This window comes from Microbacterium sp. AG1240, from assembly GCF_003635115.1.
Taxonomy (GTDB): domain Bacteria; phylum Actinomycetota; class Actinomycetes; order Actinomycetales; family Microbacteriaceae; genus Microbacterium.
This window is the reverse complement of record NZ_RBXJ01000003.1, coordinates 221,748-241,751: the sequence shown is the minus strand read 5'-3', so window position 1 is coordinate 241,751 and position 20,004 is coordinate 221,748. Positions and strand designations below refer to the sequence as shown.

Below are 20,004 nucleotides of genomic sequence, written 5' to 3'. Positions count from 1 at the left end.
TTCCATACCCAATCCCCGAGCGGCAGGAATTTACGTCCGCGTAGCATCCGAGGCGGATCGTTTACACGACCGAAACGCGCCTCACTCCGGGGCGAGGTGCAGCTCGACGACCGGCAGCAGCACGTCCGGCCGAACGACGGGGAGGACCAGGGCCTCGTCGCCGACCGGGACCCGGAACACCGTGTGCTCGTTCATGAGCGCCGACGGATCCCGGTGCGCTGCCCGCACGACTTCGGAGCCGTCGTGCACGAACCGGGCGAAGCGCACCCTGCCACGCAGCCCGGGAAGGATGAGGTGCCGGTGCGGCCACTGCAGAAGATGCAGCCAGACCCGGTCCCCCGCGCCGGTGGCCACGACACCGCTCGGCGGCTGCCATGCGACGGGCCCGGCGCCGCGGACGGTTCGTTCGTGCAGTGCGAACCACTCCGACAGGTCGGCCAAGACGTCCGTCGCCGCCCGATCGACGCGTCCACGCGCGTCGGGACCCACGTTGAGCAGCATGTTTCCGCCCTGCGACGTGGCCGTCACCAGCTGCTCGAGGAGCTGCTGCGACGTCCGGCGCGTGAGCGCCGTGGTGTCGTACCCCCAGCTTCCCGAGATGGTCTGGCACACCTCCCATCGCTGCGCCGTCCCGTCCGCCGCCGCGGGCATCTGCTGCTCCGGCGTCACGAGGTCGCCCGGGATCTCCAGCCTGTCGTTAACGAGGATGTGCGGCTGGAGGTCTCGGACCGTGCGCAGCAGGTCTTCGGAGCCCCAGGTCTCGGCCCCCTTCCCCGGCAACCCGTTCCGCCCCTCGCCGTACGAGAAGTCGAAGAACAGGTAGTCGATGGTGCCGTACCCCGTGAGCAGCTCGACCACCTGGCCGTGCAGGTACCGCCGGTACCGGTCGATATCGCGCGACGCGTTGAGGGCGGCGACGTCGCCCCCGCGCTGCGGGTGCACGCCGTCGACGGTGAAATCGGGGTGGTGCCAGTCCAGGAGGGAGTAGTAGAGGCCGACGCGCAGACCGCGGGCCCGGAACGCCGTGACGAACTCGCCGACGAGGTCCCTCCCCGGGAGGTTTCGTGCGACGCTCCAGTCCGTCAGGGCGCTCGGCCACAGGCAGTACCCGTCGTGATGCTTGGCCGTCAGCACCGCGTAGCGCATCCCGGCTCGCCACGCGGCGTCGGCGAGCGCCTCGGCATCGAAGAGGTCGGCGTCGAAGTAGTCGCCGTACCTCTCGTACTCCTCCGGGTCGATGCCCTCTCGGAGCATCACCTGTTCGTGACGGGCGGCGACGGAGTAGGGGCCCCAGTGTATGAACATCCCGAAGCGGGAGCGATCGAACCATTCGTGGTCGTGGCGGCGGGACTTCTCGACTGCGTCATCCGCCGTCGGCATGTCCTCTAGTATGGCAGGACTCTGCACAAAACGAGGTCGGGAGACGGGCGTGGATGCCCGGATCCGGCCATGAAGGAGCATGATGACCGACCTGCTGAGCTCGCTGTTCCCCCGGCCGAGGACCGGCACCGTCGCCCCGGGTGCAGGACCGCGCGGCGACACCCCGCTCGAGGTCAGGCTCGACGCATCGCTCCCCGCCGAGGGCTTCCGGCTGCACGCGGATGCCGAGCAGATCCTCGTCGAGCACGCCGACGCGCGCGGGCTCCGGTACGCGCTCGCGACGCTCGATCAGGCGCGCTCGCACCCGTCGTGGTCGGCCGGCGTCCTCGACGTGGCCGATCACCCCGACTTCGCCGTCCGTGGCTACATGCTCGACGTCAGCCGTGACCGGGTGCCCACGCGCGAGACCCTCCTGCGCTACCTGCAGCTCGCCGAGCGCGCTCGCCTCAACCACTTCGAGCTCTACATCGAGCACACCTTCGCCTTCGAGGGCCACGACGTCGTCTGGCAGGACGCGTCGCCATTGACCCACGACGATCTGCGGTGGTTCGACGGCGAGTGCGTGGCGCGGGGGATCGACTTCGTCCCGTCGGTGAACTGTCTGGGGCACATGGAACGGTGGCTTCGCCACGAGGCGTACAGCGATCGTTCCGAGACCCCCGAGGGCTACCTGTGGGCCAACGAGCACCGGGCGGCCGCGACCCTGCAGCCCACGCGCGAGAACGCCGACTTCGTTCTCACCCTGCTGCGCGAGATCGCGCAGACCACGAGCAGCGGGAAGATCAACATCGGTGCCGACGAACCGTTCGAACTCGGACTCGGTGCCTCCGCCGAGATCGTCGCCGACCGCGGTCGCGGCGAGGTGTACTTCGAGTACGTGCGCTACCTGCTCGATGAGTTGACCGGAGACGGGTTCCAGGTGGAGTTCTGGGCCGACATCTTCGCGGAGCACCCTGAGCTGATGGGCCGGGTCCCCCAGCGCGCCGTCCCCGTCGTCTGGCAGTACGACGGCCCCGTCCTGAGCGAAGCAGTGCTCGACAACGCCGACGAAGAGCTGCGCGCCAAGTGGGAATCCATCGCCTTCGACATGGAGGCGACCCGCAACGGTGCGCGGGGACGCGCCAAGGCCCTCATCGAATCCGGCGAGCCCTTCTGGCTCGCTCCGGGTACGAGCACGTGGCAGTCCTTCGTCGGCCGCGTCGACAACGCCGTCGACAACCTGATCGACGTCGCACAGACGGGCCTGGACACCGGAGCCCGCGGTTATCTCAACACGCAGTGGGGGGACCACGGCACGCTCGAGCCGCCGTCGACCGCCTTCGGTCCGCTGCTGCTCGGCGGCGCGGTGTCGTGGTGCCTGGAGTCGAACCGCGATCTGGACCTCGCGGCCCTGATCAACGACATCGTGGTCGGTGACCCCAGCGGGCGCCTCGGACGAGCGATCGTCGAGGCGGGGCGCGCATCGAAAGACCTCGATTCCCCCCTCCTGAACGCCAGTCAGCTGTTCACCGTGCTGTGGCGCGCCGGCGAGATCGCCCGCGGCTCCTGGCCGTCGCCCGCCGGAGTGGCCGCGGCCCGTGAGCGGCTCGTCGGGGCCAGGGCACTGCTGGCCGGCGCCGCGCCCAGCGGACCGGACAGCGAGCTGACCATCGCCGAGATGGATCACGCCATCCGCATGGCCCTGTTCGGAGCCGACGTCCTCGACATCGGTCACGGAAACCTCGCCGGGATCGACGCCGACACGGCCTCGCGCATGCGCGACGAGCTCGACGCACTGCTCCTCGAGCAGCGCTCGCTGTGGATGCGCCGCTCCCGCCCGGGAGGCCTCGACGATGCCGTGGGCAGGTTCCGACCCCTGCGTCGGATCCTCGAACGCCGGGCGGTGACCCGGTGATGGATGCCGGACCCCTCGTCCTGGAGGACGCGAACCCCCGTCGGCACCCCGTCGAGGTGCCCATGCCGGCCGACTTCGACGACTACTGGGCCGAGGCCGAGGCGTATCTCGACCGTGAAGCCCCCGACGCACAGCGGGTCGCGTTCCCCGAGCGCTCCGGCGATGGCGTCGAGGTCGCCGAGGTGCTGTTCACCAGCGCCGGCGGTCTTCGGATCAGCGGGTGGTACACCTACCCCAGCGGAGCCGAGCGGGGATCGCTGCCGGGACTCCTCCTCATCCCCGGGTACATCTCCGACCCGCCCATCGCGAAATCGTGGGCGGTCGCCGGGTATGCGGTGCTCTCGATCGCACCACGAGGCAAGGTGCGCTCGCGCGACGTCGTCGACCCCGGCTACCCGGGTCTCCTCGTCGACGGCATCGCGGACCCCCGGTCGGCGACCTACCGCGACTTCTACCTCGACACGGTTCGCGCCTTCGACGTTCTGCGTTCGATGCCGGAGGTGGATGAGGACCGTGTCGGTGTCCACGGATCGAGTCAGGGTGGCGGTCTGGCCGTCGCCGTCGCGGCTCTGCGCCCGGACGAGGTGCGCTGCGTCTCGGCGGGCGCGCCGTACCTGTGCGGGATCATGGATTCGGTGCGCCTGACGCGCACCTACCCGTACCAGGAGATCCGCGAGCTGCTCCACGTCCACCCGGAACTGACCGACACGATCGCCCGGTCGTACGCGTACCTCGACTGCATCAACCTCGCCCCGAGGGTGGCGGCTCCGACCCAGATCTACATCGGTCTGCAGGACGACGTCTGTCCTCCCGAAACGGCCTACGCCCTCGCTGACGCCATGACGTCGCCGGTGGAGTTCCTCGCCTACGAGGGGTGCGCGCACAACGCGGGTCTGCCGTGGGTCGCGAGCCGCATCGATTCCTTCCTCGCCGAGCACCTGCGCCCGAACAGCGCAGCCGAGCGCGAGGCCGACCGTTCCGGGAGCAACGCATGACCATCTCCGCAGAGCGCGATGTCGTCCAGGCGGACTTCGCCGCGGCGCTGTCCGCCATCCCCGGGGGTTTCGTCGCCGAGGCCGACCCCCGCCGCACGACGGAGCAGTACCGCTTCTACACCTTCACCGCCAGCAGCGTCGGCTTCCGCGGGTCGGGGTCGTACCGGATCGGCGGTTACCTCAGCATCCCGACCGCGGCGGGCCCGCATCCGGCCGTGCTGGAGCTGCCCCGCCACGGGTCGGTCAACCACACCCCGCACAGTAACGAGCGGTCGCGCTACATCGTGCTGACGCTGATGCACCGCGGTCAGCGCGGCGCCGACGTTCCGTTCCGGGCGCCCTATCCCGGCCTGCTCACCCTCGACATCGAGACCGATTGGGTCATGCGCGGGGTCGCCGCCGACGCCGCTCGCGGGTTGGAGCTGCTGCGCGCCGTCGACGGCGTCGATCAGACGCGGGTGGGCATCGTCGGCGACGATATCTCCCTCCTCGTCGCGGCGAGGGATGCCGATGTCGCCGCCGTCCGCGTCGACTCCATCCTTCTGACGAAGATGTGGGAGAGGGCGGCGTTGACGCGCGCGTACCCCCTGGAGGAGCTCAACGATCTGCGCAGGTCCCGGCCCGAGGATGCCGACACGCTGCCCGACCTGGGGGCGGACCTCGACCCCCTGCTCGTGGCACCGGGCGTGCGGGCGGAGGTGCTCCTCAGCGCCGGTCCCACCGATCCCGCCGCCGCCGCTCTCGTGAACGCGCTGCCTCGCGCGACCCTGCTGGCCGTCACGGGGCAGGACCGTCTCGACGATGACGCGCGCGACGATTGGCTCGCGAACCGGCTCGGTGTGCGTCCGCTCTCCCGATTCCTCGACGCTGCCGTTCCCCTGTGATGACGGATCGACCCGACCGCATTCTGAACGCGGCCGCGACGCTCACACGTCTGGGCGGGTCGGTCATGGCGGAGGAGACGGTCGCGGCGATGGCGGAGGCCGCCCGTCACTACGTCGACCTCCCCGCGCGCTACCGCACGGTGGGCGACGAGATCGCCGCGCTCACGCGAAACGAGGCGGCGGCTGTGACCTCGGGGGCCGCCGCGGCCCTGACCCTGCTGTCCGCCGTCGCCCTGTACGACGCCGCCGCCCCCCGCGAGGACGACTTCCCCCTGCCGGCGCATGCCGTGCGCAGGGAGGTGCTGATGCTGGCCCCTCAGCGGAACGACTACGACGCGGCCATCCGCATACTGGGGGCCCAAATCCGAGAGAGCTCTGCGGACCCGCAGAGCGTCGCCGCGCTCCTCGGCCCGCAGACGGCGTGCGTGCTCTGGTTCGCGGGGACGCAGTATCCCGCCCCCGGAATCGAGCTGCGCGAGCTCGTGCACCTCGCCCACGAACGCGGTATCCCGGTGATCGTCGACGCCGCAGCCCAGGTTCCGCCGGTGAGCTCGCTGTGGCACTACACGACCGAGCTCGGCGCGGACGCCGCCGTGTTCTCGGGCGGAAAAGGCCTTCGCGGGCCGCAGACCGGCGGGCTCGTCGTGGGGTCCCGTCGACTCGTCGACGGGGTGCTGGCGCGCGCCTCTCCGAATCACGGCATCGGCCGACTCTTGAAGGTCGGCAAAGAGGAACTCGCCGGGATGCTGAGCGCCGTCCGTCTCGCGGTGCAGACCGACGACGAAGAGACCATCGCGTCGTACGACGACATCGCCCGGACATGGGTCGAGCAGCTCGGCCCGGTCGCCGCGGTGGGAGCCCGAGTGCGAACGGACTTCCCCAGCGAAGCGGGTCAACCGCACCTGCGAACGCTCGTCACCCTCGCCGGCCCCGACGCCCAGACCCTCTGCGACCGCCTCTGGGAGCGGAGCCCCCGCGTCGCGGTGCTGGTGACCGCCGACGACACCATCGCGCTGAACCCGCAGCCGCTCCTCCCCGGAGAAGCGAACGCGGTGGGCGCGGCCGTCCTCGCGGAAGTCCTGTCTCGCTAGAGCATCCGGCCGGGGGCCGGAACACGGGCCCCCGGCCGGCGGGCATCAGTCGATCAGAGCGAGCCCGTCGATCTCGACCAGCATCGGCTCGTGGGGCAACCCGGTGAACACGGTGGTGCGCGCGGGGAAGTCGGTGACGCCGTACGCGGCGAAGAACTCGCCGTACGCCCTGTTCATCTCCTCGAAGTCGTCGCGCGCCGTGAGGTACACGCGGACCATGAAGAGGTCGCCGACGGAGGCGCCCCCCGCTTCCAGGATGGTGCGGATGTTCTCGAGAACCGCGCGGGTCTGGCCCGCGACATCGCCCAGCTCGACGAAGTCGCCGGTCGCCGGGTCCACGGGTCCCTGACCCGAAACCTGCACCCACGGTCCGCGGCGCACGCCCTGCGACAGCACGGGAGCCGGCTGGGGTGCGGCGTCGGTGTAGATGACCTGATTGCTCATGAGTTTCCTCCGCTCGGGAGCGGACGTCGGAGCGCCCGCCCGTTTCTTGCATACTATCCTTACAAAATGAGCACCCCCTCTTCGCCGTCCACGGTCATCGGTCCTCAGCACAAGTCGTTCCCCCCGGCGCTGTGGGGCGTCAGCACGGACGACGCGGTCGCACGAGGTGTCGCCGTGAGCGATCTCGCCACTCCCCTTCTCGTGCTCGACGCTGTCGCGCTCGAGCGCAACACCGGCACGATCGCGAAGTGGCACGACGCCAGGCGCCTGCGCTGGGCGCCTCACGGCAAGACGAGCATGTCGCCATGGATCTGGCGGCATGCCCTCGACGCCGGGGCCTGGGGTGTGACGGTCGCGACACCGTGGCAGGCGCTCGTCGCAGACTCCCACGCAGTGACGCGCATCCTCATCGCGAACGAGGTGATCGATCCCGTCGGCCTCGACGCTCTCGCATCCGTGCGCGCCGAGCTCCTGTTCTTCGTCGACTCGGAGGCCGCGATCGCCGCGGCGAGCGCGGCCGCCGCGCGAGGCGGCACGCGGTTCGACGTCGTCGTCGATCTCGGCGGAACCGGAGGGCGCGCAGGAGTCCGCACGACCGCCGAAGCCCTCGCCCTCGCCGACGTCGTTTCCCGCGACCCCCGGCTTCGGCTGCGAGGGGTGGGGGGATACGAGGGAGCCCTCGCGCACGATCGCGACGCGGCGTCCATAGAGACGGTCACCACCTGGGCCCACCGGCTGGCCGACGTGCATCGCTCCGTCATGAGCCGGGGCCTCTACGAGGGTGGGCGGCCCGTCGTCACCGCCTCCGGCAGTCTCTACTTCGACGTCGTGGGTGACGTCCTCTCCGAGCTCGTCGACGACGCCGAGGTCGTGCTTCGCCCCGGGGCCGTGCAGACCCACGATGCCGGGCTCTACCAGCGGTTGTCTCCCCTGGCCGGCAGCGACGAGGAGCTGGTATCGGCCATCCACGTCTGGGCTCACGTCATCTCGTGCCCGGAACCGGGTCTCGCCATCCTCGACGCCGGCCGTCGCGATGTGCCCTACGACCAGGACCTCCCGGCGATCGACCGCATCGGCGCCGACCCCGTGCAGCCCATTCCCCTGGCGGCGGTGGACGACCAGCACGCCTACGTCAGATCCGACGCCTCGCTCGATCTGTCGGTGGGCGACCGCGTGCGGCTGTCGCTGAGCCACCCCTGCACGGCCTTCGACAAGTGGCGCCTCGTTCCGGTCACCGCGGACGGCAGCGACCCGCGGGCAGCCATCACGGCGTTCGCCGAAACGAACTTCTGACATCGTTGACGCCATGACAGAAGTCCTCGCCGTCGACCTCGGCGGCACGAAGGTGGAGGCAGCCCTCGTCCGTGAAGACGGCGAAGTGGTCTCCGGCTCGCGGTTCCGCGCCGAGACGGGCGCGGCCGCCGCGCGCGATGCGGCGGTGGCGACCGACGCGATCGGTACCGTGGTGTCGAGCGCCCTCGCATGCGCGACCGACGTCTCGGCCGTCGGCGTCGGCTCTGCCGGCCCCATCGATCTCGGTCGCGGTGCCGTCAGTCCGCTCAACCTGCCCGCGCTCGTGGACTACCCGCTCGGCGACGTCGTCCGCGCCGCGAGCGGTCTCGACCGCGTCTCCGTGCGCCTCGACGGCACGTGCATCGCTCTCGCCGAATACGCCTACGGAGCGGCGAGAGGAACCGACAACGCACTGGTCATGGTGGTCTCCACCGGCGTCGGCGGCGGACTGATCAGCGACGGACGACTGGTCAGCGGGCGCACCGGGAACGCCGGCCATCTCGGCCAGATGCTCATCGGTGATCCCGATCACGACCTCCGGGGCGCAACCGTGGAGGGTGTCGCATCCGGGCCGGCGACGATCGCCTGGGCCCGGTCGCACGGATGGTCGGGGTCGACCGGCGAGCAGCTGGCCGAGTCGTACGCCGACGGCGATGACGTCGCACGACGCGCCGTGCGGCGCTCCGCGAGAGCCGTGGCCCACGGCCTGGTGAGCGCCACCACTCTGCTCGACCTGGAGGTGGCGGTCATCGGCGGCGGCTTCGTGGCGGTCGCCGACGATTACATCGCCCTCGTCCAAGAGCAGATCGCTCCCGCCGCCGTCAACACCTACGCCGCCGGGCTGCGCGTGCAGGCGGCGGCGCTCGGTTCGCAGTCGCCTCTCGTGGGCGCCGCAGCGCTGATCCATCGCGCGGATCTCCTGGGTGCCCGACCCACCGCACGCTGAACATCCTCTTCACGTGCCGCCTGACCGGATCCCGCTCCGTCACAACCCGAGCTCGCCCTCTTCGACGGCGACCCCGCCGGCAAGACGAAAAGGGCCGGTCGAAGATCCTGCCTTCGACCGACCCTTTTCCACAGTCACGCACGGGCCACTCTCACAGAAGTGAGAGGCCTGTCTGTGCGCGAGGGGGGACTTGAACCCCCACGCCCTTGCGGGCACTGGCACCTGAAGCCAGCGCGTCTACCTATTCCGCCACTCGCGCGAGGCGCAGCATCCGAGATACCGCGCACTCAACTTCCCGAGAATATCACGCGTCGAGCCCCGCCGAATCGAAGAGGCGCACGAGACCGAGGATGCTGCGTCACGAGCCGCACCCCTGAACGACATCTCGCATCGGTGCAGCGCTCGGTGACACCGCCGAACACCCCCGCACACGCACGGAATGACGCGCGTCCACGGGGCATCCAGCCGCGGCAACTACGATGTAGCCACCATCTGCCTGCCCGAAGGAGTCTCGTGGGGCTACTCGACAGTTTCGAGAAGGGTCTCGAACGTGCCGTCAACGGCGCGTTCGCGAAGACCTTCCGCAGTGGCATCCAGCCTGTGGAGATCGCCTCTGCGCTGCGCAGCGAACTCGACACGAAGGCCGCCGTCGTCAGCCGCGACCGCATCCTCGCGCCGAACACGTTCCTCGTGCGGCTCTCCGCCGCCGACGACGAGAAGATGCGCGCCCTGGGGCAGACCCTCGTCGAAGAGCTCGACGGCCTCGTGAAGAAGCACGCCCGCACCCAGGGCTACTCGTTCGCCGGCCCCGTGACGATCACGATCGAGCGCGATGCGAGCCTGTCGACCGGAACCCTCCGCGTCGAGTCGCAGACCGCGAGCGTCGCAAGCGTCGCGTGGCGCGCCGTCGTCGACATCGACGGCAAGCGGCATCCCCTGGTCGCGGCGCGCACGGTCATCGGCCGCGGAAGCGATGCCGACATCACCATCCCCGACGCGGGAACCAGCCGTAAGCACGTCGAGATCCTCTGGGATGGCGAGCGCGCCATGGTGCGCGACCTCGGCTCGACGAACGGTACGCAGCTGCAGGGCCGCAAGGTCACCGAAGCGCCGCTCCCCCCAGACGCCACCGTCACCATCGGCCGCACGAACATCGTGTTCCGCATCGTCGCCGAGGCATCGACGCCGCCGCGACCGCCGGTTCCCGATGCGACGCGTGCCTACGACACTCGACGAGGAGACTCGCGCTGATGGTCACCGACCTCACCTACCTCCTGCTGCAGATCGGGTTCCTCGTTCTGCTGTGGTTCTTCGTGTTCGCCGTCGTCTACTCGCTGCGCGCCGACCTCTTCGGCGTGAAGGTGCGCAAGATGCCCGAGCCGGCACCCGCTGCGGCTGCGCCGTCGGCGCCGGTCGCGCCCGGCCGCCCGAGCGACAAGACCGAGATCGTCAACGCCGCACCGCGCGCCTCGGCGGCACCCACCGGCAAGGCGACCACCGCGACCGTCTCGCGCATCGTGATCACCAGCGGCCCCAAGGCCGGCCTCGAGCTTCCGCTGGGCACCGAACCGCTGACGATCGGGCGATCCAGCGAGTCGGGCCTGGTCATCCGCGATGACTACACCTCGAGCCACCACGCGCGTCTCGTGCTGTGGGGCGAGCAGTGGATGCTGCAAGACCTCGATTCCACGAACGGCAGCTGGCACGCGGGCTCACGCGTCTCGTCGCCGGTCGCGATCGACGTCGGCGCGCCCATCAAGGTCGGCGCGACGACGTTCGAACTGCGGAAGTAAGCGGCGGACTCCTCACGATGGTCTTCCAGGGCTCGAGCGCGGCGATCTCGCACACCGGCAAGGTGCGGTCCAACAACCAGGACTCCGCGTACGCCGGGTCGAACCTCTTCGTCGTCGCCGACGGCATGGGTGGTCACGCCGGCGGCGACGTCGCGTCGAGTCTCGCGATCGCCCGCCTCGCCGAGCTCGACCAGCCCTACACCTCTACCGCGGAGGCCGAGCGCGCGCTGCGCGACAGCATCGCCGATACCGCCGTCGCCCTGATCGACACGGTCGCGCAGCGACCGGAGCTCTCGGGCATGGGAACGACCGTGAGCGCCCTCATCATGGTCGACGACTACGCGGTCATCGGTCATATCGGCGACTCGCGCATCTACCTGTACCGTGACGACGCGCTCACCCAGATCACCGCCGACCACACGTTCGTGCAGCGACTGGTCGACTCGGGTCGCATCACGCCCGAGGAGGCGCGGTACCACCCGCGTCGCTCGGTGCTCATGCGCGTGCTCGGCGACATGGACCCCGATCCCGAGGTCGACACGTTCATCATGCCGACGCAGCCGGGCGACCGCTGGCTGCTCTGCTCCGACGGCCTGTCGGGTGTCGTCGACGACGCGCACACCGCCAAAGCGATGGCCGGCGGGCTCGCGCCCGGACGCACCGCCGACCTCCTCCTGCGGCAGGCCCTCGACGGCGGCGCCCCCGACAACGTCACGATCGTGCTCGTCGACGTCGGCGGACAGCATCCGGTCTTCATCGGCACCCCGACGATCGTCGGCTCCGCGTCGAACCCCAGCGGCATCGAGGTGCCGGCCGCACGGGTCGGGCGCAGCGGATGGCTGCACCCCAACCGTCAGGCCGCGAACGAGCCCACCCACTTCGAGCCCGCCGCCGAGTTCCTCGAGGAGCTCATCGAAGAAGACCGCCGTCGGGCCCGGCTGCGGCGCGTGGGCTGGTTCGTCGGGTTCGCGCTCGTGGTCGCCGCGATCGTGGTCGGCCTGGTGCTCGCCTACAACTGGACGCAGACGCGCTACTTCGTCGGAGCCGACGACGACACGGTCGTCGTCTACCGCGGCATCCAACAATCCATCGGCCCGATCACGCTCTCGACGCCGTACGAAGACACGCAGATCCCTCTGGCCGACCTGCCCGACTTCGACCGTGCGACCGTCGAGGGCACCATCTCGGCGCGCTCGCTGTCGGACGCGCAGTTGATCGTCGCGCGACTGCGCGAGACCTCGGGGGTGGGGGAATGATGACCACGGCCACAGACGGCACACCCACGACCGACACCACCGTCATGAAGGCGCTGCGGCGCCTGCGGGTGCCGCAGACGCAGCGCAACCGCGAGCTCGGACTGCTCGTCTTCGCGCTCGTGATCGTCGCCGGCGCCGTCGCACTGGTCGAACTCGGCACCTCGGGCACCCTGAACCCGCAGATCTTCTACTACGCGGGCGTCCCCGCGGCCCTGGCGATCTCGCTGCACATCGTGCTGCGGCTGCGGGCACGCGCCGCCGATCCGTTCGTCCTCCCGATCGCGACGCTGCTCACCGGCCTCGGTATCGCGGAGATCTACCGTCTCGACATCGCGAACGACCGGCTCGGCTGGGACGCCTTCTCGGCCCGGCAGCTCGTCTGGGCGGCGATCGCCACCGCCGGAGCCCTCGCGATCGTGCTGCTGCTGCGCAACTACCGCGTGCTGTTCCGCTACACCTACGTCTTCGGCTTCGCCGGCATCGCGCTCCTGATGCTCCCCTTCATCCCCGGACTCGGTCTCGCGGGCGCCAACGCCAGCGTCTGGATCTCGGTCGGCGGCCTCTTCCAGTTCCAGCCGGGCGAGCTCGGGAAGATCGCCCTCGCGATCTTCTTCGCCGGCTACCTCGTTCGAACGCGCGAGAGCCTGACCTCCGTCGGCACCCGCTTCCTCGGCATGACGTGGCCGCGCGCGCGCGAGCTGGGCCCGCTCCTGGTGATCTGGCTGATCTCGCTCGGCATCATCGTGCTCCAGCGCGACCTCGGCACGGGACTGCTCATCTTCGGCATGTTCGTCGCCATGCTCTACGTCGCCACGGGGAAGACGAGCTGGGTCGTGATCGGTGTGACCCTCGCCGTGGCAGGAGCCGTGCTGGCCTCGCAGGTGCTCACCTACGTGGGCTGGCGGTTCGCCAACTGGCTCAACGCCTTCGACACCGAGATCATCGACCGCGTCGGCGGGAGCTTCCAGCTCGTGCAGGGCATCTTCGGCCTCGCCCAGGGCGGTCTCATCGGCACCGGTCTCGGCCAGGGTCGCCCCTACCTCACGCCCGTCGCGGAGAGCGACTACATCTTCCCGAGCCTCGGCGAAGAGCTCGGCCTCGTCGGCGTCTTCGCGATCCTCGCGCTGTACATGGTGTTCGCCAGCCGCGGCATCCGCATCGGCGTCGCCGGACAAGACGACTTCGGCAAACTGCTCGCGGTGGGCCTGTCTTTCACGATCGCGCTGCAGGTGTTCATCATGGTCGGCGGCGTGACGCGGCTCATCCCGCTCACCGGCCTGACGACGCCCTTCCTCGCCGCGGGCGGGTCCTCGCTGATCGCGAACTGGCTGATCGTGGCGATCCTGCTCAGGATCTCGGATGCTGTGCGCAGCCGACCCCGGGTGGTCATCGGATGAGCGTGCAGCCCACCACGACCACGCATCGAACGACGAAGGGAGGCACGACCCGATGACGAAAGAGCTCCGCCGTCTGAGCATCGTGATGCTCCTGATGTTCATCGCGCTGTTCGCCTCCACGAGCGTGATCCAGGTCGTCCAGTCGGGATCGCTCGCCGAGAACCCCCAGAACACCCGCGCCCGCTACGACTCCTACGAGGTGCAGCGAGGGTCGATCATCGTCGACGGCACCGCGATCGCCTCGTCCGTGCCCGCCGACGACGTGTACCGCTGGCAGCGCCTCTACGTCGACGCCGACATGTGGGCGCCGGTCACCGGCTACCTCAACCCCGTGCTCGACTCGCGCACGGGTCTCGAGCAGACCGAGAACAGGGCCCTGAGCGGCACCGCGCCCGAGCAGTTCCTGCAGCGGATCGATCAGATCGTCACCGGCCAGGCGGCCCGCGGGTCGAACATCGTGCTCTCGCTCGACGGCGAGGTGCAGCGCGCGGCATACGACGCGCTCGGCGACCTGCAGGGCGCCGTCGTCGCGATCGAGCCGAAGACCGGACGCATCCTCGCGATGGTCACCAGCCCCAGCTTCGACACGAACGCTCTGGCGTCCCACGACGTCGCCGCCGTCAACGCGGCCGACGCCCAGCTGCAGGCAGACCCGCGCAATCCGCTCTTCAACCGGGCGATCGGCGGCAACCTGAACCCGCCCGGTTCGACGTTCAAGCTCGTCGTGGCCTCGGCCGCCCTCGCCAGCGGCGACTGGACACCGCAGTCGACGCTGCCCAACGTGTCGAGCTACACGCTCCCGGGAACGTCCACCTCCATCAGCAACGCCGGCAGCGGCGCGTGCGGCGGCGGCGACACCGTCACGATCGCCGACGCGCTCCGCCTGAGCTGCAACATCCCGTTCGCCGAGCTCGCCGTGGAGCTCGGTCAGGACGCGATCCGCACCGAGGCCGAGAAGTACGGATTCAACTCGACGTTCGAGATCCCGCTGGCATCGACCGCCTCGGCGTACCCCCGTCTCGAGAACGACGCCCGCACCGCCCTCTCCGGCTACGGCCAGGGCGATGTGCGAGCCACGCCACTGCAGATGGCGATGGTCTCGGCGGGTATCGCGAACGGCGGGCTCGTGATGAACCCCCGCATGATCGACTCGGTCATCGCGCCGGATCTGTCGGTGCAGGAGACCGCGTCCGACAGCGAGTACGGCCGCGCGCTGGACCAGGCACTCGCCGACGAGATGGTGGGCATGATGGTCGCCAATGTCAGTGACGGCGCGGCGTCCGGTGCAAGAATAGACGGGGTCGAGGTCGGCGGAAAGACCGGCACCGCGGAGAACGGCGACAACTCGCCGTACACGCTGTGGTTCACCGGATTCGCCCCCGCGGACGACCCCCAGGTCGCGGTAGCGGTAGTCGTCGAAGACGGCGGTGGTAAGGGACAGTCGGGCAGCGGGAACACCCTCGCGGCACCGATTGCGAAGAAGGTCATGGAGGCGGTGCTGGGAAGATGAGACCAACACAGGGTGCGACCTTCGGAGGACGCTACGAACTGGACTCGCGGATCGCTATCGGCGGGATGGGCGAGGTCTGGGAAGCGACCGACCACGTCATCGGCCGTACGGTCGCGATCAAGATCCTCAAAGACGAGTACATGGGCGACCCGGGGTTCCTCGAGCGCTTCCGCGCCGAGGCCCGTCACGCCGCACTCGTCAACCACGAAGGCATCGCGAGCGTCTTCGACTACGGCGAGGAGGACGGCAGCGCCTTCCTCGTGATGGAACTAGTTCCGGGCGAAGCCCTGTCCACCATCATCGAGCGCGAGGGCTCCCTCTCGACCGACAAGACGCTCGACATCGTCGCGCAGACCGCGTCCGCGCTCCAGGCCGCCCACGCGGCGGGTCTGGTCCACCGCGACATCAAGCCGGGGAACCTCCTCATCACCCCCGACGGTCGCGTCAAGATCACCGACTTCGGCATCGCCCGTATCGCCGACCAGGTGCCGCTGACGGCTACCGGTCAGGTCATGGGCACCGTGCAGTACCTCTCGCCCGAGCAGGCCTCGGGCCACGCGGCGTCGCCGGCCACCGACATCTATTCGCTCGGCATCGTGGCCTACGAGGCCCTCGCCGGAAAGCGGCCCTTCACGGGCGAATCGCAGGTCGCCATCGCGATGGCGCAGATCAACGAGACGCCCGCGCCCCTCCCGCCGACCGTCGCCGTGCCGGTGCAGAACCTCGTCATGGCCATGATCGCGAAGAAGCCGGAGGAGCGCCCCGCCTCCGCCGCTGCGGTCGCGCGCGCAGCATCCGCTCTGCGTCGCGGTGATCTCACGGCAGCCACCGCCGCCGTCCCCGCCATCGCGGGGGCCGCCGGCGCAGACGAACTCACGCAGCTGCTCACCCCGGGGTCCGACACCTCCGCCGCCACGCGCCTGATGGCCGCGCCCGCGGTCGTCGACGTGGCGGACGACACCCTGACCGACGAGCCGAAGAAGAAGCGCAGCCCGTGGACGTGGCCGCTGATCGCGCTCATCGTGCTGCTCGTGCTCGTCATCGGCGGCACGATCTTCGCGATGGTCGTCAACAACGACGACCCCGCGCCCGATCCGACCTCGTCTTCGGCGACCCCGCCGCGTTCGCCGAGTCCGAGTCAGTCCAGTGCGTCGCCGGCCCCGTCCCCCTCCGAGACCCGGGTCGACGTGAGCTCGCTCGGGCTGGTCGGCCAGACGTGCGACGCGGCGCGCGGCATCCTCGAGGATGCCGGACTCGTCGCGAACTGCCAGCCGGGCAACGCCGCGACCAGCGAAGACCAGGTCGGCGTCGTCTACTCCGTCAACCCGACCGGCGGTGTCGCCGAGGGCGCGACCATCACGGTCACCACCTACGCCGAGCAGACCCCCATGCCGACCCCGGGCAACCCCACGCTGCCGGCGTCGGTGACCCCGTCGAGCACGGCGACGGCGAACTGGACCGGCTACAGCTGCCCGGCCGGCACGCCGACCGTCAGCGCCTACACGCTGACCGCCATCAACGGCGTGTTCGCGACGAACGGGCAGTCGACGGCCGTCTTCGGTCCGAACGACCGCAACGCGCAGATCGAGGTCGCCAACGCCCCCGGTCAGACGCTCACGGTCAGCTACACGGTCACGTGCACGGGAAGCAACACGGAGCGCACCTCGGGATCGTCGGCGGAGGCCAACGCGCCGATCGCCGCGGCCAACACTCCGAGCCCGACCACGAGCTCCACTCCGTGACCTCGGAACCGCGCGTCCTGTCAGGGCGCTATCGCGTCGACGACCTCATCGGTCGCGGCGGGATGGCGACGGTCTATCGCGGATACGACCTGACCCTCGGACGCGCGGTCGCGATCAAGATCCTCAAGCGCGAGCTCGCCGACAACGCGGCGTTCCGCACCCGGTTCCGTCTCGAGGCCCAGGCCGCCTCGCGTATGGCGCACCCGACGATCGTCCGTGTCTTCGATGCGGGAGAGGCCACCGAGGTCGGCGCCGACGGTCAGACGCGACCCGTGCCGTACATCGTCATGGAGCTCGTGCACGGCTCGTTGCTGAAAGACGTCATCGACCAGGGTCCGGTGCCGACCGCAGACGCCCTCCGCTACGTCGACGGCATCCTCGAAGCGCTCGAGTACTCGCACCGCGCCGGCGTCGTGCACCGAGACATCAAGCCCGGCAACGTCATGATCACCGACGCCTCCGAGGAGCACAGCGCCGGGTCGACCGCCGAGGCCGGGCGCGGCGAGGTGAAGGTCATGGACTTCGGCATCGCCCGAGCCGTCTCCGACTCGTCGTCGACCGTCGCCGAGACGACCGCGATCATCGGAACGGCCGCCTACTTCTCGCCCGAGCAGGCGAAGGGCGAGCCGGTCGATGCCCGCGCCGACCTCTACTCCGCGGGCGTCGTGCTGTACGAGCTGCTCACCGGACGCCCGCCGTTCCGGGGCGACACCCCGGTGGCCGTCGCCTACCAGCACGTCAGCGAGACCCCCGTGCCGCCCTCAGAGCTGAACGAGGCGGTGCCCCGGGGCCTGGACGCCGTGGTGCTCCGTGCTCTGGCGAAGGACCCCTTCCAGCGGTACCCGGATGCGGCGGCCTTCCGCGAGGCGCTCGACGCCGCGGTCGGCGGCAAGGCCCCGACGAAACGACAGCTCGGCGCACTGACGAGCGAACTGTACGGACCCAATCCGCGACAGGCCGCGGAGACGGCGCGATCGCTGCGCCAGCTCAGCACCGACACCACGATGCGTCGCACGCAGGCGGGGCCCCCGGTCGCGTGGGTGTGGGCGGGTGTCGCGCTGCTCGCGGTGCTCCTCGTCTCGGTGCTCTTCTGGGTGCTCTCGATCAGACCGGCCGACGAGGTTCCGAGCAACGCCCGCGTCGTGCCCGACATCGTCGACATGGCCTACGACCGCGCGGCAGACGTGCTCGGCGAGAACGATCTGCGTGCGTCCCGCGTGAATGAACCGAGCGACTCCGTGACGGAGGGCAACGTCATCCGCACAGACCCCGGCTCGGGCGAGTCCGTCAGTCCGCAGCAGATGATCACGGTCTATGTCTCGCAGGGCGAGGCCACCTCGACCGTCCCGACCCTCAACGGCATCCCCGAAGACGCGGCACGTGCCGCCCTCACCGAGGCCGGACTCACCATCGGCACGATCACCCAGCGCAACGACCCCGGGGCGGCAGCGGGCACGGTGCTCGAAGCCGACCAGGTCGCGGGCACGAAGGTCGGCGTCGGCAGCACCGTCAACCTCGTGGTCGCCAGCGGCAGGGTGGTGATCGTCGACTACACGGGCTATACGGTCGACGCGGCGAAGCGCCTGCTCGAGAGCGCCGACATCGGTCTCACCGTCCTGACGGAGCAAGACCCCAGCTGCCCGACGACGAACCCGCCGACCGTGCGCACGCAGTCACTCGCTCCGGGTGAGGTTCCCGTGCGGTCGGAGATCGTGCTGATCAGCTGCTCCGGCTGACATCGCGCTGAGCGGAGTCCGACCGCCTCGGTCGCAGCATCCGCCCGCGCTCTGCGGCCTCGACGCTCCCGGCTGCCTCAAGCCAGTTGCCGAGCAGACGGTGCCCGCCCTCGGTGAGGATGCTCTCGGGGTGGAATTGCACGCCCCACATCGGCAGGCTGCGGTGGGCGAGGGCCATCACGACGCCCGACCCGGTGCGGGCGGTCACCACGATCTCGCTCGGGAGAGAGGCTTCGTCGACGGCGAGCGAGTGATACCTCGTCGCGGTGAAGGGGTCGGGGAGTCCGGCGAACAGGATGCTGTCGTCATGCCGCACGTCGGAGGTCATTCCGTGCATCAGCTCGGGAGCGTGGACGACCCGCGCACCATAGGCCGCACCGATGGCCTGATGACCGAGGCAGACGCCGAGAAGCGGGAGGCCGCGTTCGGCGGCTTCCGTGACCACCGCGATCGACGCCCCGGCGTCGGCGGGATCGCCCGGACCCGGCGAGACCAGCACCGCATCGTGGTGCGCGAGCTCCACCGACGGGTCGATCGCATCCGCCTCCACCATCGTGACGATCGCACCCAGTTCGGCCAGGTAGTCGACGAGGGTGTGGACGAAACTGTCGTGATTGTCGACGACGAGGACGCGCAGCGCGCTCACCCGAAGGTGGGATCCTGCGGATTGACGAACGAGCTCACCCACGGGAACGCGTAGAAGAAGAGCCCGTAGAGCGCCGCAGCGATCAGGATCAGGAGGATGAACAACCGCACGAACCACGGCCCGGGCAGCAGCCGCCACAATGCGCCGTACATCAGACCACCGCTTCCGTGAGTGAGGCGGGCAGTGCGCCGTCCGCGGTACGAGGGCTGAAACTCTCGAAGAGTCCGTAGCCCACAATCCGCTCTGCCAAAGAGAACATCGGGCTGCAGCTCGTCAGGGTGATGTATCGCTCGCCCGCGGGAACGTCAGGGGCCTGCGGCACATCGAGCAACACGTCGACTTCCGTGGGCTTCACGTACTGGAGGGTGCGGAAGCGGTAGGTGTACCACCCCGCCTGCGTCTCGATCACGATCGCGTCGCCGACGTGCAGCTCGGCGAGGCGATTGAACGGGGCGCCGTACGTCGTGCGATGCGCGGCGACGGCGAAGTTGCCAACCTGGCCCGGCATGGCGGCGTCCGTGTAGTGACCGATGCGATCGGTGTCGAGCGTGCGGGGTCGTGTGGTTCCGCCGGCGACCTCCCGCGAGTAGTCCGCCCCGAAGCGCGGGATGTACATCACCGCGAACGTCTCGGCGTCGGCCGGCTGCGGCAGGACCGGCGGCTCGGCGGTGACGGCCTCGGGCTCGGGCACCGAGGGATCGGCGATCGGCGGGGCCGGGTCGTACTCCTGAGCCCAGTTCTGGGAGAGCTCCTGGCTGGCGGCATTCGCCTGCGCGCCGGTGATCACGTCACCGATCCACATCTGCCACGCGACGTAGAGGAAGATGATGACGCCGGCGGTCATCAGCAGTTCGCCGATGACCCCGATGACCGAGACCCGCCGACGCCGCTTCGGAGGCGGCGTCGCGCGACGCTCGCGGCGCGTGGCCGGTGGGGCGTCTTCGAGGGTCTGCACGCAGGGATTCTCCCACACCGGGATGAATGGCACCGTGGAGTT

18 protein-coding genes and 1 tRNA gene are annotated in these 20,004 nt (G+C 69.9%); 13 read left to right on the top strand and 6 right to left on the bottom strand.

Features of this window, described 5'->3' with window-relative positions:
• Window positions 1-81 precede the first annotated feature (81 nt).
• Window positions 82-1,380: an alpha-L-fucosidase gene (locus DEU34_RS13295; RefSeq protein ID WP_121151015.1), complete on the bottom strand. Its 1,299-nt coding sequence runs from the start codon at window positions 1,378-1,380 to the stop codon at window positions 82-84.
• Window positions 1,381-1,462: 82 nt separating this feature from the next.
• Here DEU34_RS13295 and DEU34_RS13290 point away from each other — a divergent pair, with 82 nt between their 5' ends.
• The 4 genes from DEU34_RS13290 to DEU34_RS13275 are packed head-to-tail and all read left to right on the top strand — an operon-like array spanning window position 1,463 to window position 6,244.
• Window positions 1,463-3,274 (top strand): family 20 glycosylhydrolase, encoded by a 1,812-nt coding sequence (locus DEU34_RS13290; RefSeq protein WP_183042485.1) that lies wholly within the window; start codon window positions 1,463-1,465, stop codon window positions 3,272-3,274.
• Entirely contained in the window at window positions 3,274-4,269 is a 996-nt protein-coding gene (locus DEU34_RS13285; RefSeq protein ID WP_121151011.1) for an acetylxylan esterase, read from the top strand. The genes DEU34_RS13290 and DEU34_RS13285 overlap by 1 nt, the downstream gene beginning before the upstream one ends.
• Window positions 4,266-5,153 carry an acetylxylan esterase gene (locus DEU34_RS13280; RefSeq protein WP_121151009.1) on the top strand — a complete coding sequence of 296 codons (888 nt, stop codon included), beginning with the start codon at window positions 4,266-4,268 and terminating at the stop codon, window positions 5,151-5,153. The genes DEU34_RS13285 and DEU34_RS13280 overlap by 4 nt, the downstream gene beginning before the upstream one ends.
• On the top strand, window positions 5,153-6,244 hold the full coding sequence (locus DEU34_RS13275) for an aminotransferase class V-fold PLP-dependent enzyme (RefSeq protein ID WP_121151007.1): 1,092 nt from the start codon (window positions 5,153-5,155) through the stop codon (window positions 6,242-6,244). Before DEU34_RS13280 ends, DEU34_RS13275 begins: the two co-directional genes overlap by 1 nt.
• A 45-nt stretch (window positions 6,245-6,289) precedes the next feature.
• Here the strand turns inward: DEU34_RS13275 and DEU34_RS13270 are convergent, their stop codons facing one another.
• A complete protein-coding gene (locus DEU34_RS13270) occupies window positions 6,290-6,688 on the bottom strand; it encodes a RidA family protein (RefSeq protein ID WP_121151005.1) in 399 nt (132 codons plus the stop codon).
• Between the two features lie 66 nt (window positions 6,689-6,754).
• Here DEU34_RS13270 and DEU34_RS13265 point away from each other — a divergent pair, with 66 nt between their 5' ends.
• Window positions 6,755-7,981 carry an alanine racemase gene (locus tag DEU34_RS13265; protein WP_121151003.1) on the top strand — a complete coding sequence of 409 codons (1,227 nt, stop codon included), beginning with the start codon at window positions 6,755-6,757 and terminating at the stop codon, window positions 7,979-7,981.
• A 13-nt stretch (window positions 7,982-7,994) separates the two neighbouring features.
• Window positions 7,995-8,927 carry an ROK family protein gene (locus tag DEU34_RS13260; RefSeq protein ID WP_121151002.1) on the top strand — a complete coding sequence of 311 codons (933 nt, stop codon included), beginning with the start codon at window positions 7,995-7,997 and terminating at the stop codon, window positions 8,925-8,927.
• Between the two features lie 175 nt (window positions 8,928-9,102).
• Here DEU34_RS13260 and DEU34_RS13255 read toward each other — a convergent pair.
• Window positions 9,103-9,186 (bottom strand) — tRNA-Leu (locus tag DEU34_RS13255).
• Between the two features lie 254 nt (window positions 9,187-9,440).
• Here DEU34_RS13255 and DEU34_RS16335 point away from each other — a divergent pair.
• Genes DEU34_RS16335 through pknB form a run of 7 tightly spaced genes read left to right on the top strand, consistent with a single transcriptional unit; the run spans window position 9,441 to window position 18,361 of the window.
• Window positions 9,441-10,178: a DUF3662 and FHA domain-containing protein gene (locus DEU34_RS16335; protein ID WP_183042484.1), complete on the top strand. Its 738-nt coding sequence runs from the start codon at window positions 9,441-9,443 to the stop codon at window positions 10,176-10,178.
• Window positions 10,178-10,720, top strand: coding sequence for an FHA domain-containing protein (locus tag DEU34_RS13245; protein ID WP_116646983.1), 543 nt, complete (start codon window positions 10,178-10,180; stop codon window positions 10,718-10,720). Before DEU34_RS16335 ends, DEU34_RS13245 begins: the two co-directional genes overlap by 1 nt.
• 17 nt (window positions 10,721-10,737) lie before the next feature.
• Window positions 10,738-11,976 carry a PP2C family serine/threonine-protein phosphatase gene (locus tag DEU34_RS13240; RefSeq protein ID WP_121150998.1) on the top strand — a complete coding sequence of 413 codons (1,239 nt, stop codon included), beginning with the start codon at window positions 10,738-10,740 and terminating at the stop codon, window positions 11,974-11,976.
• Window positions 11,976-13,373, top strand: a complete 1,398-nt coding sequence (locus DEU34_RS13235) for an FtsW/RodA/SpoVE family cell cycle protein (protein WP_121150996.1) — start codon at window positions 11,976-11,978, stop codon at window positions 13,371-13,373. The genes DEU34_RS13240 and DEU34_RS13235 overlap by 1 nt, the downstream gene beginning before the upstream one ends.
• Window positions 13,374-13,425: 52 nt before the next feature.
• Window positions 13,426-14,883 (top strand): penicillin-binding protein 2, encoded by a 1,458-nt coding sequence (locus DEU34_RS13230; RefSeq protein ID WP_121151577.1) that lies wholly within the window; start codon window positions 13,426-13,428, stop codon window positions 14,881-14,883.
• Window positions 14,880-16,625 (top strand): serine/threonine protein kinase, encoded by a 1,746-nt coding sequence (locus tag DEU34_RS13225; RefSeq protein ID WP_121150994.1) that lies wholly within the window; start codon window positions 14,880-14,882, stop codon window positions 16,623-16,625. Before DEU34_RS13230 ends, DEU34_RS13225 begins: the two co-directional genes overlap by 4 nt.
• Window positions 16,622-18,361, top strand: coding sequence for a Stk1 family PASTA domain-containing Ser/Thr kinase (pknB, locus tag DEU34_RS13220; RefSeq protein WP_121150992.1), 1,740 nt, complete (start codon window positions 16,622-16,624; stop codon window positions 18,359-18,361). The genes DEU34_RS13225 and pknB overlap by 4 nt, the downstream gene beginning before the upstream one ends.
• Here the strand turns inward: pknB and DEU34_RS13215 are convergent.
• From DEU34_RS13215 to DEU34_RS13210, 3 genes are read right to left on the bottom strand one after another with little or no spacing between them, the layout of a single operon-like run.
• On the bottom strand, window positions 18,345-19,007 hold the full coding sequence (locus tag DEU34_RS13215) for an aminodeoxychorismate/anthranilate synthase component II (RefSeq protein ID WP_121150991.1): 663 nt from the start codon (window positions 19,005-19,007) through the stop codon (window positions 18,345-18,347). The genes pknB and DEU34_RS13215 overlap by 17 nt on opposite strands.
• Window positions 19,004-19,159 carry a hypothetical protein gene (locus DEU34_RS16330; protein WP_183042483.1) on the bottom strand — a complete coding sequence of 52 codons (156 nt, stop codon included), beginning with the start codon at window positions 19,157-19,159 and terminating at the stop codon, window positions 19,004-19,006. Before DEU34_RS16330 ends, DEU34_RS13215 begins: the two co-directional genes overlap by 4 nt.
• Entirely contained in the window at window positions 19,159-19,962 is an 804-nt protein-coding gene (locus DEU34_RS13210) for a class E sortase (protein ID WP_259460162.1), read from the bottom strand. The genes DEU34_RS16330 and DEU34_RS13210 overlap by 1 nt, the downstream gene beginning before the upstream one ends.
• Between the last annotated feature and the right edge of the window lie 42 nt (window positions 19,963-20,004).

Excerpts from the sequence above, each read along its gene's own strand:
- DEU34_RS13240 (WP_121150998.1), top strand. The coding sequence starts at position 10,738 with ATGGTCTTCCAGGGCTCGAGCGCGGCGATCTCGCACACCGGCAAGGTG.
- DEU34_RS13290 (WP_183042485.1), top strand. The coding sequence starts at position 1,463 with ATGACCGACCTGCTGAGCTCGCTGTTCCCCCGGCCGAGGACCGGCACC.
- DEU34_RS13260 (WP_121151002.1), top strand. The coding sequence starts at position 7,995 with ATGACAGAAGTCCTCGCCGTCGACCTCGGCGGCACGAAGGTGGAGGCA.
- DEU34_RS13280 (WP_121151009.1), top strand. The coding sequence starts at position 4,266 with ATGACCATCTCCGCAGAGCGCGATGTCGTCCAGGCGGACTTCGCCGCG.
- DEU34_RS13295 (WP_121151015.1), bottom strand. The coding sequence starts at position 1,380 with ATGCCGACGGCGGATGACGCAGTCGAGAAGTCCCGCCGCCACGACCAC.
- DEU34_RS13285 (WP_121151011.1), top strand. The coding sequence starts at position 3,274 with ATGGATGCCGGACCCCTCGTCCTGGAGGACGCGAACCCCCGTCGGCAC.
- DEU34_RS13265 (WP_121151003.1), top strand. The coding sequence starts at position 6,755 with ATGAGCACCCCCTCTTCGCCGTCCACGGTCATCGGTCCTCAGCACAAG.
- DEU34_RS13230 (WP_121151577.1), top strand. The coding sequence starts at position 13,426 with ATGACGAAAGAGCTCCGCCGTCTGAGCATCGTGATGCTCCTGATGTTC.
- DEU34_RS13275 (WP_121151007.1), top strand. The coding sequence starts at position 5,153 with ATGACGGATCGACCCGACCGCATTCTGAACGCGGCCGCGACGCTCACA.
- DEU34_RS13235 (WP_121150996.1), top strand. The coding sequence starts at position 11,976 with ATGACCACGGCCACAGACGGCACACCCACGACCGACACCACCGTCATG.
- DEU34_RS13270 (WP_121151005.1), bottom strand. The coding sequence starts at position 6,688 with ATGAGCAATCAGGTCATCTACACCGACGCCGCACCCCAGCCGGCTCCC.
- DEU34_RS13245 (WP_116646983.1), top strand. The coding sequence starts at position 10,178 with ATGGTCACCGACCTCACCTACCTCCTGCTGCAGATCGGGTTCCTCGTT.
- DEU34_RS16330 (WP_183042483.1), bottom strand. The coding sequence starts at position 19,159 with ATGTACGGCGCATTGTGGCGGCTGCTGCCCGGGCCGTGGTTCGTGCGG.
- DEU34_RS13225 (WP_121150994.1), top strand. The coding sequence starts at position 14,880 with ATGAGACCAACACAGGGTGCGACCTTCGGAGGACGCTACGAACTGGAC.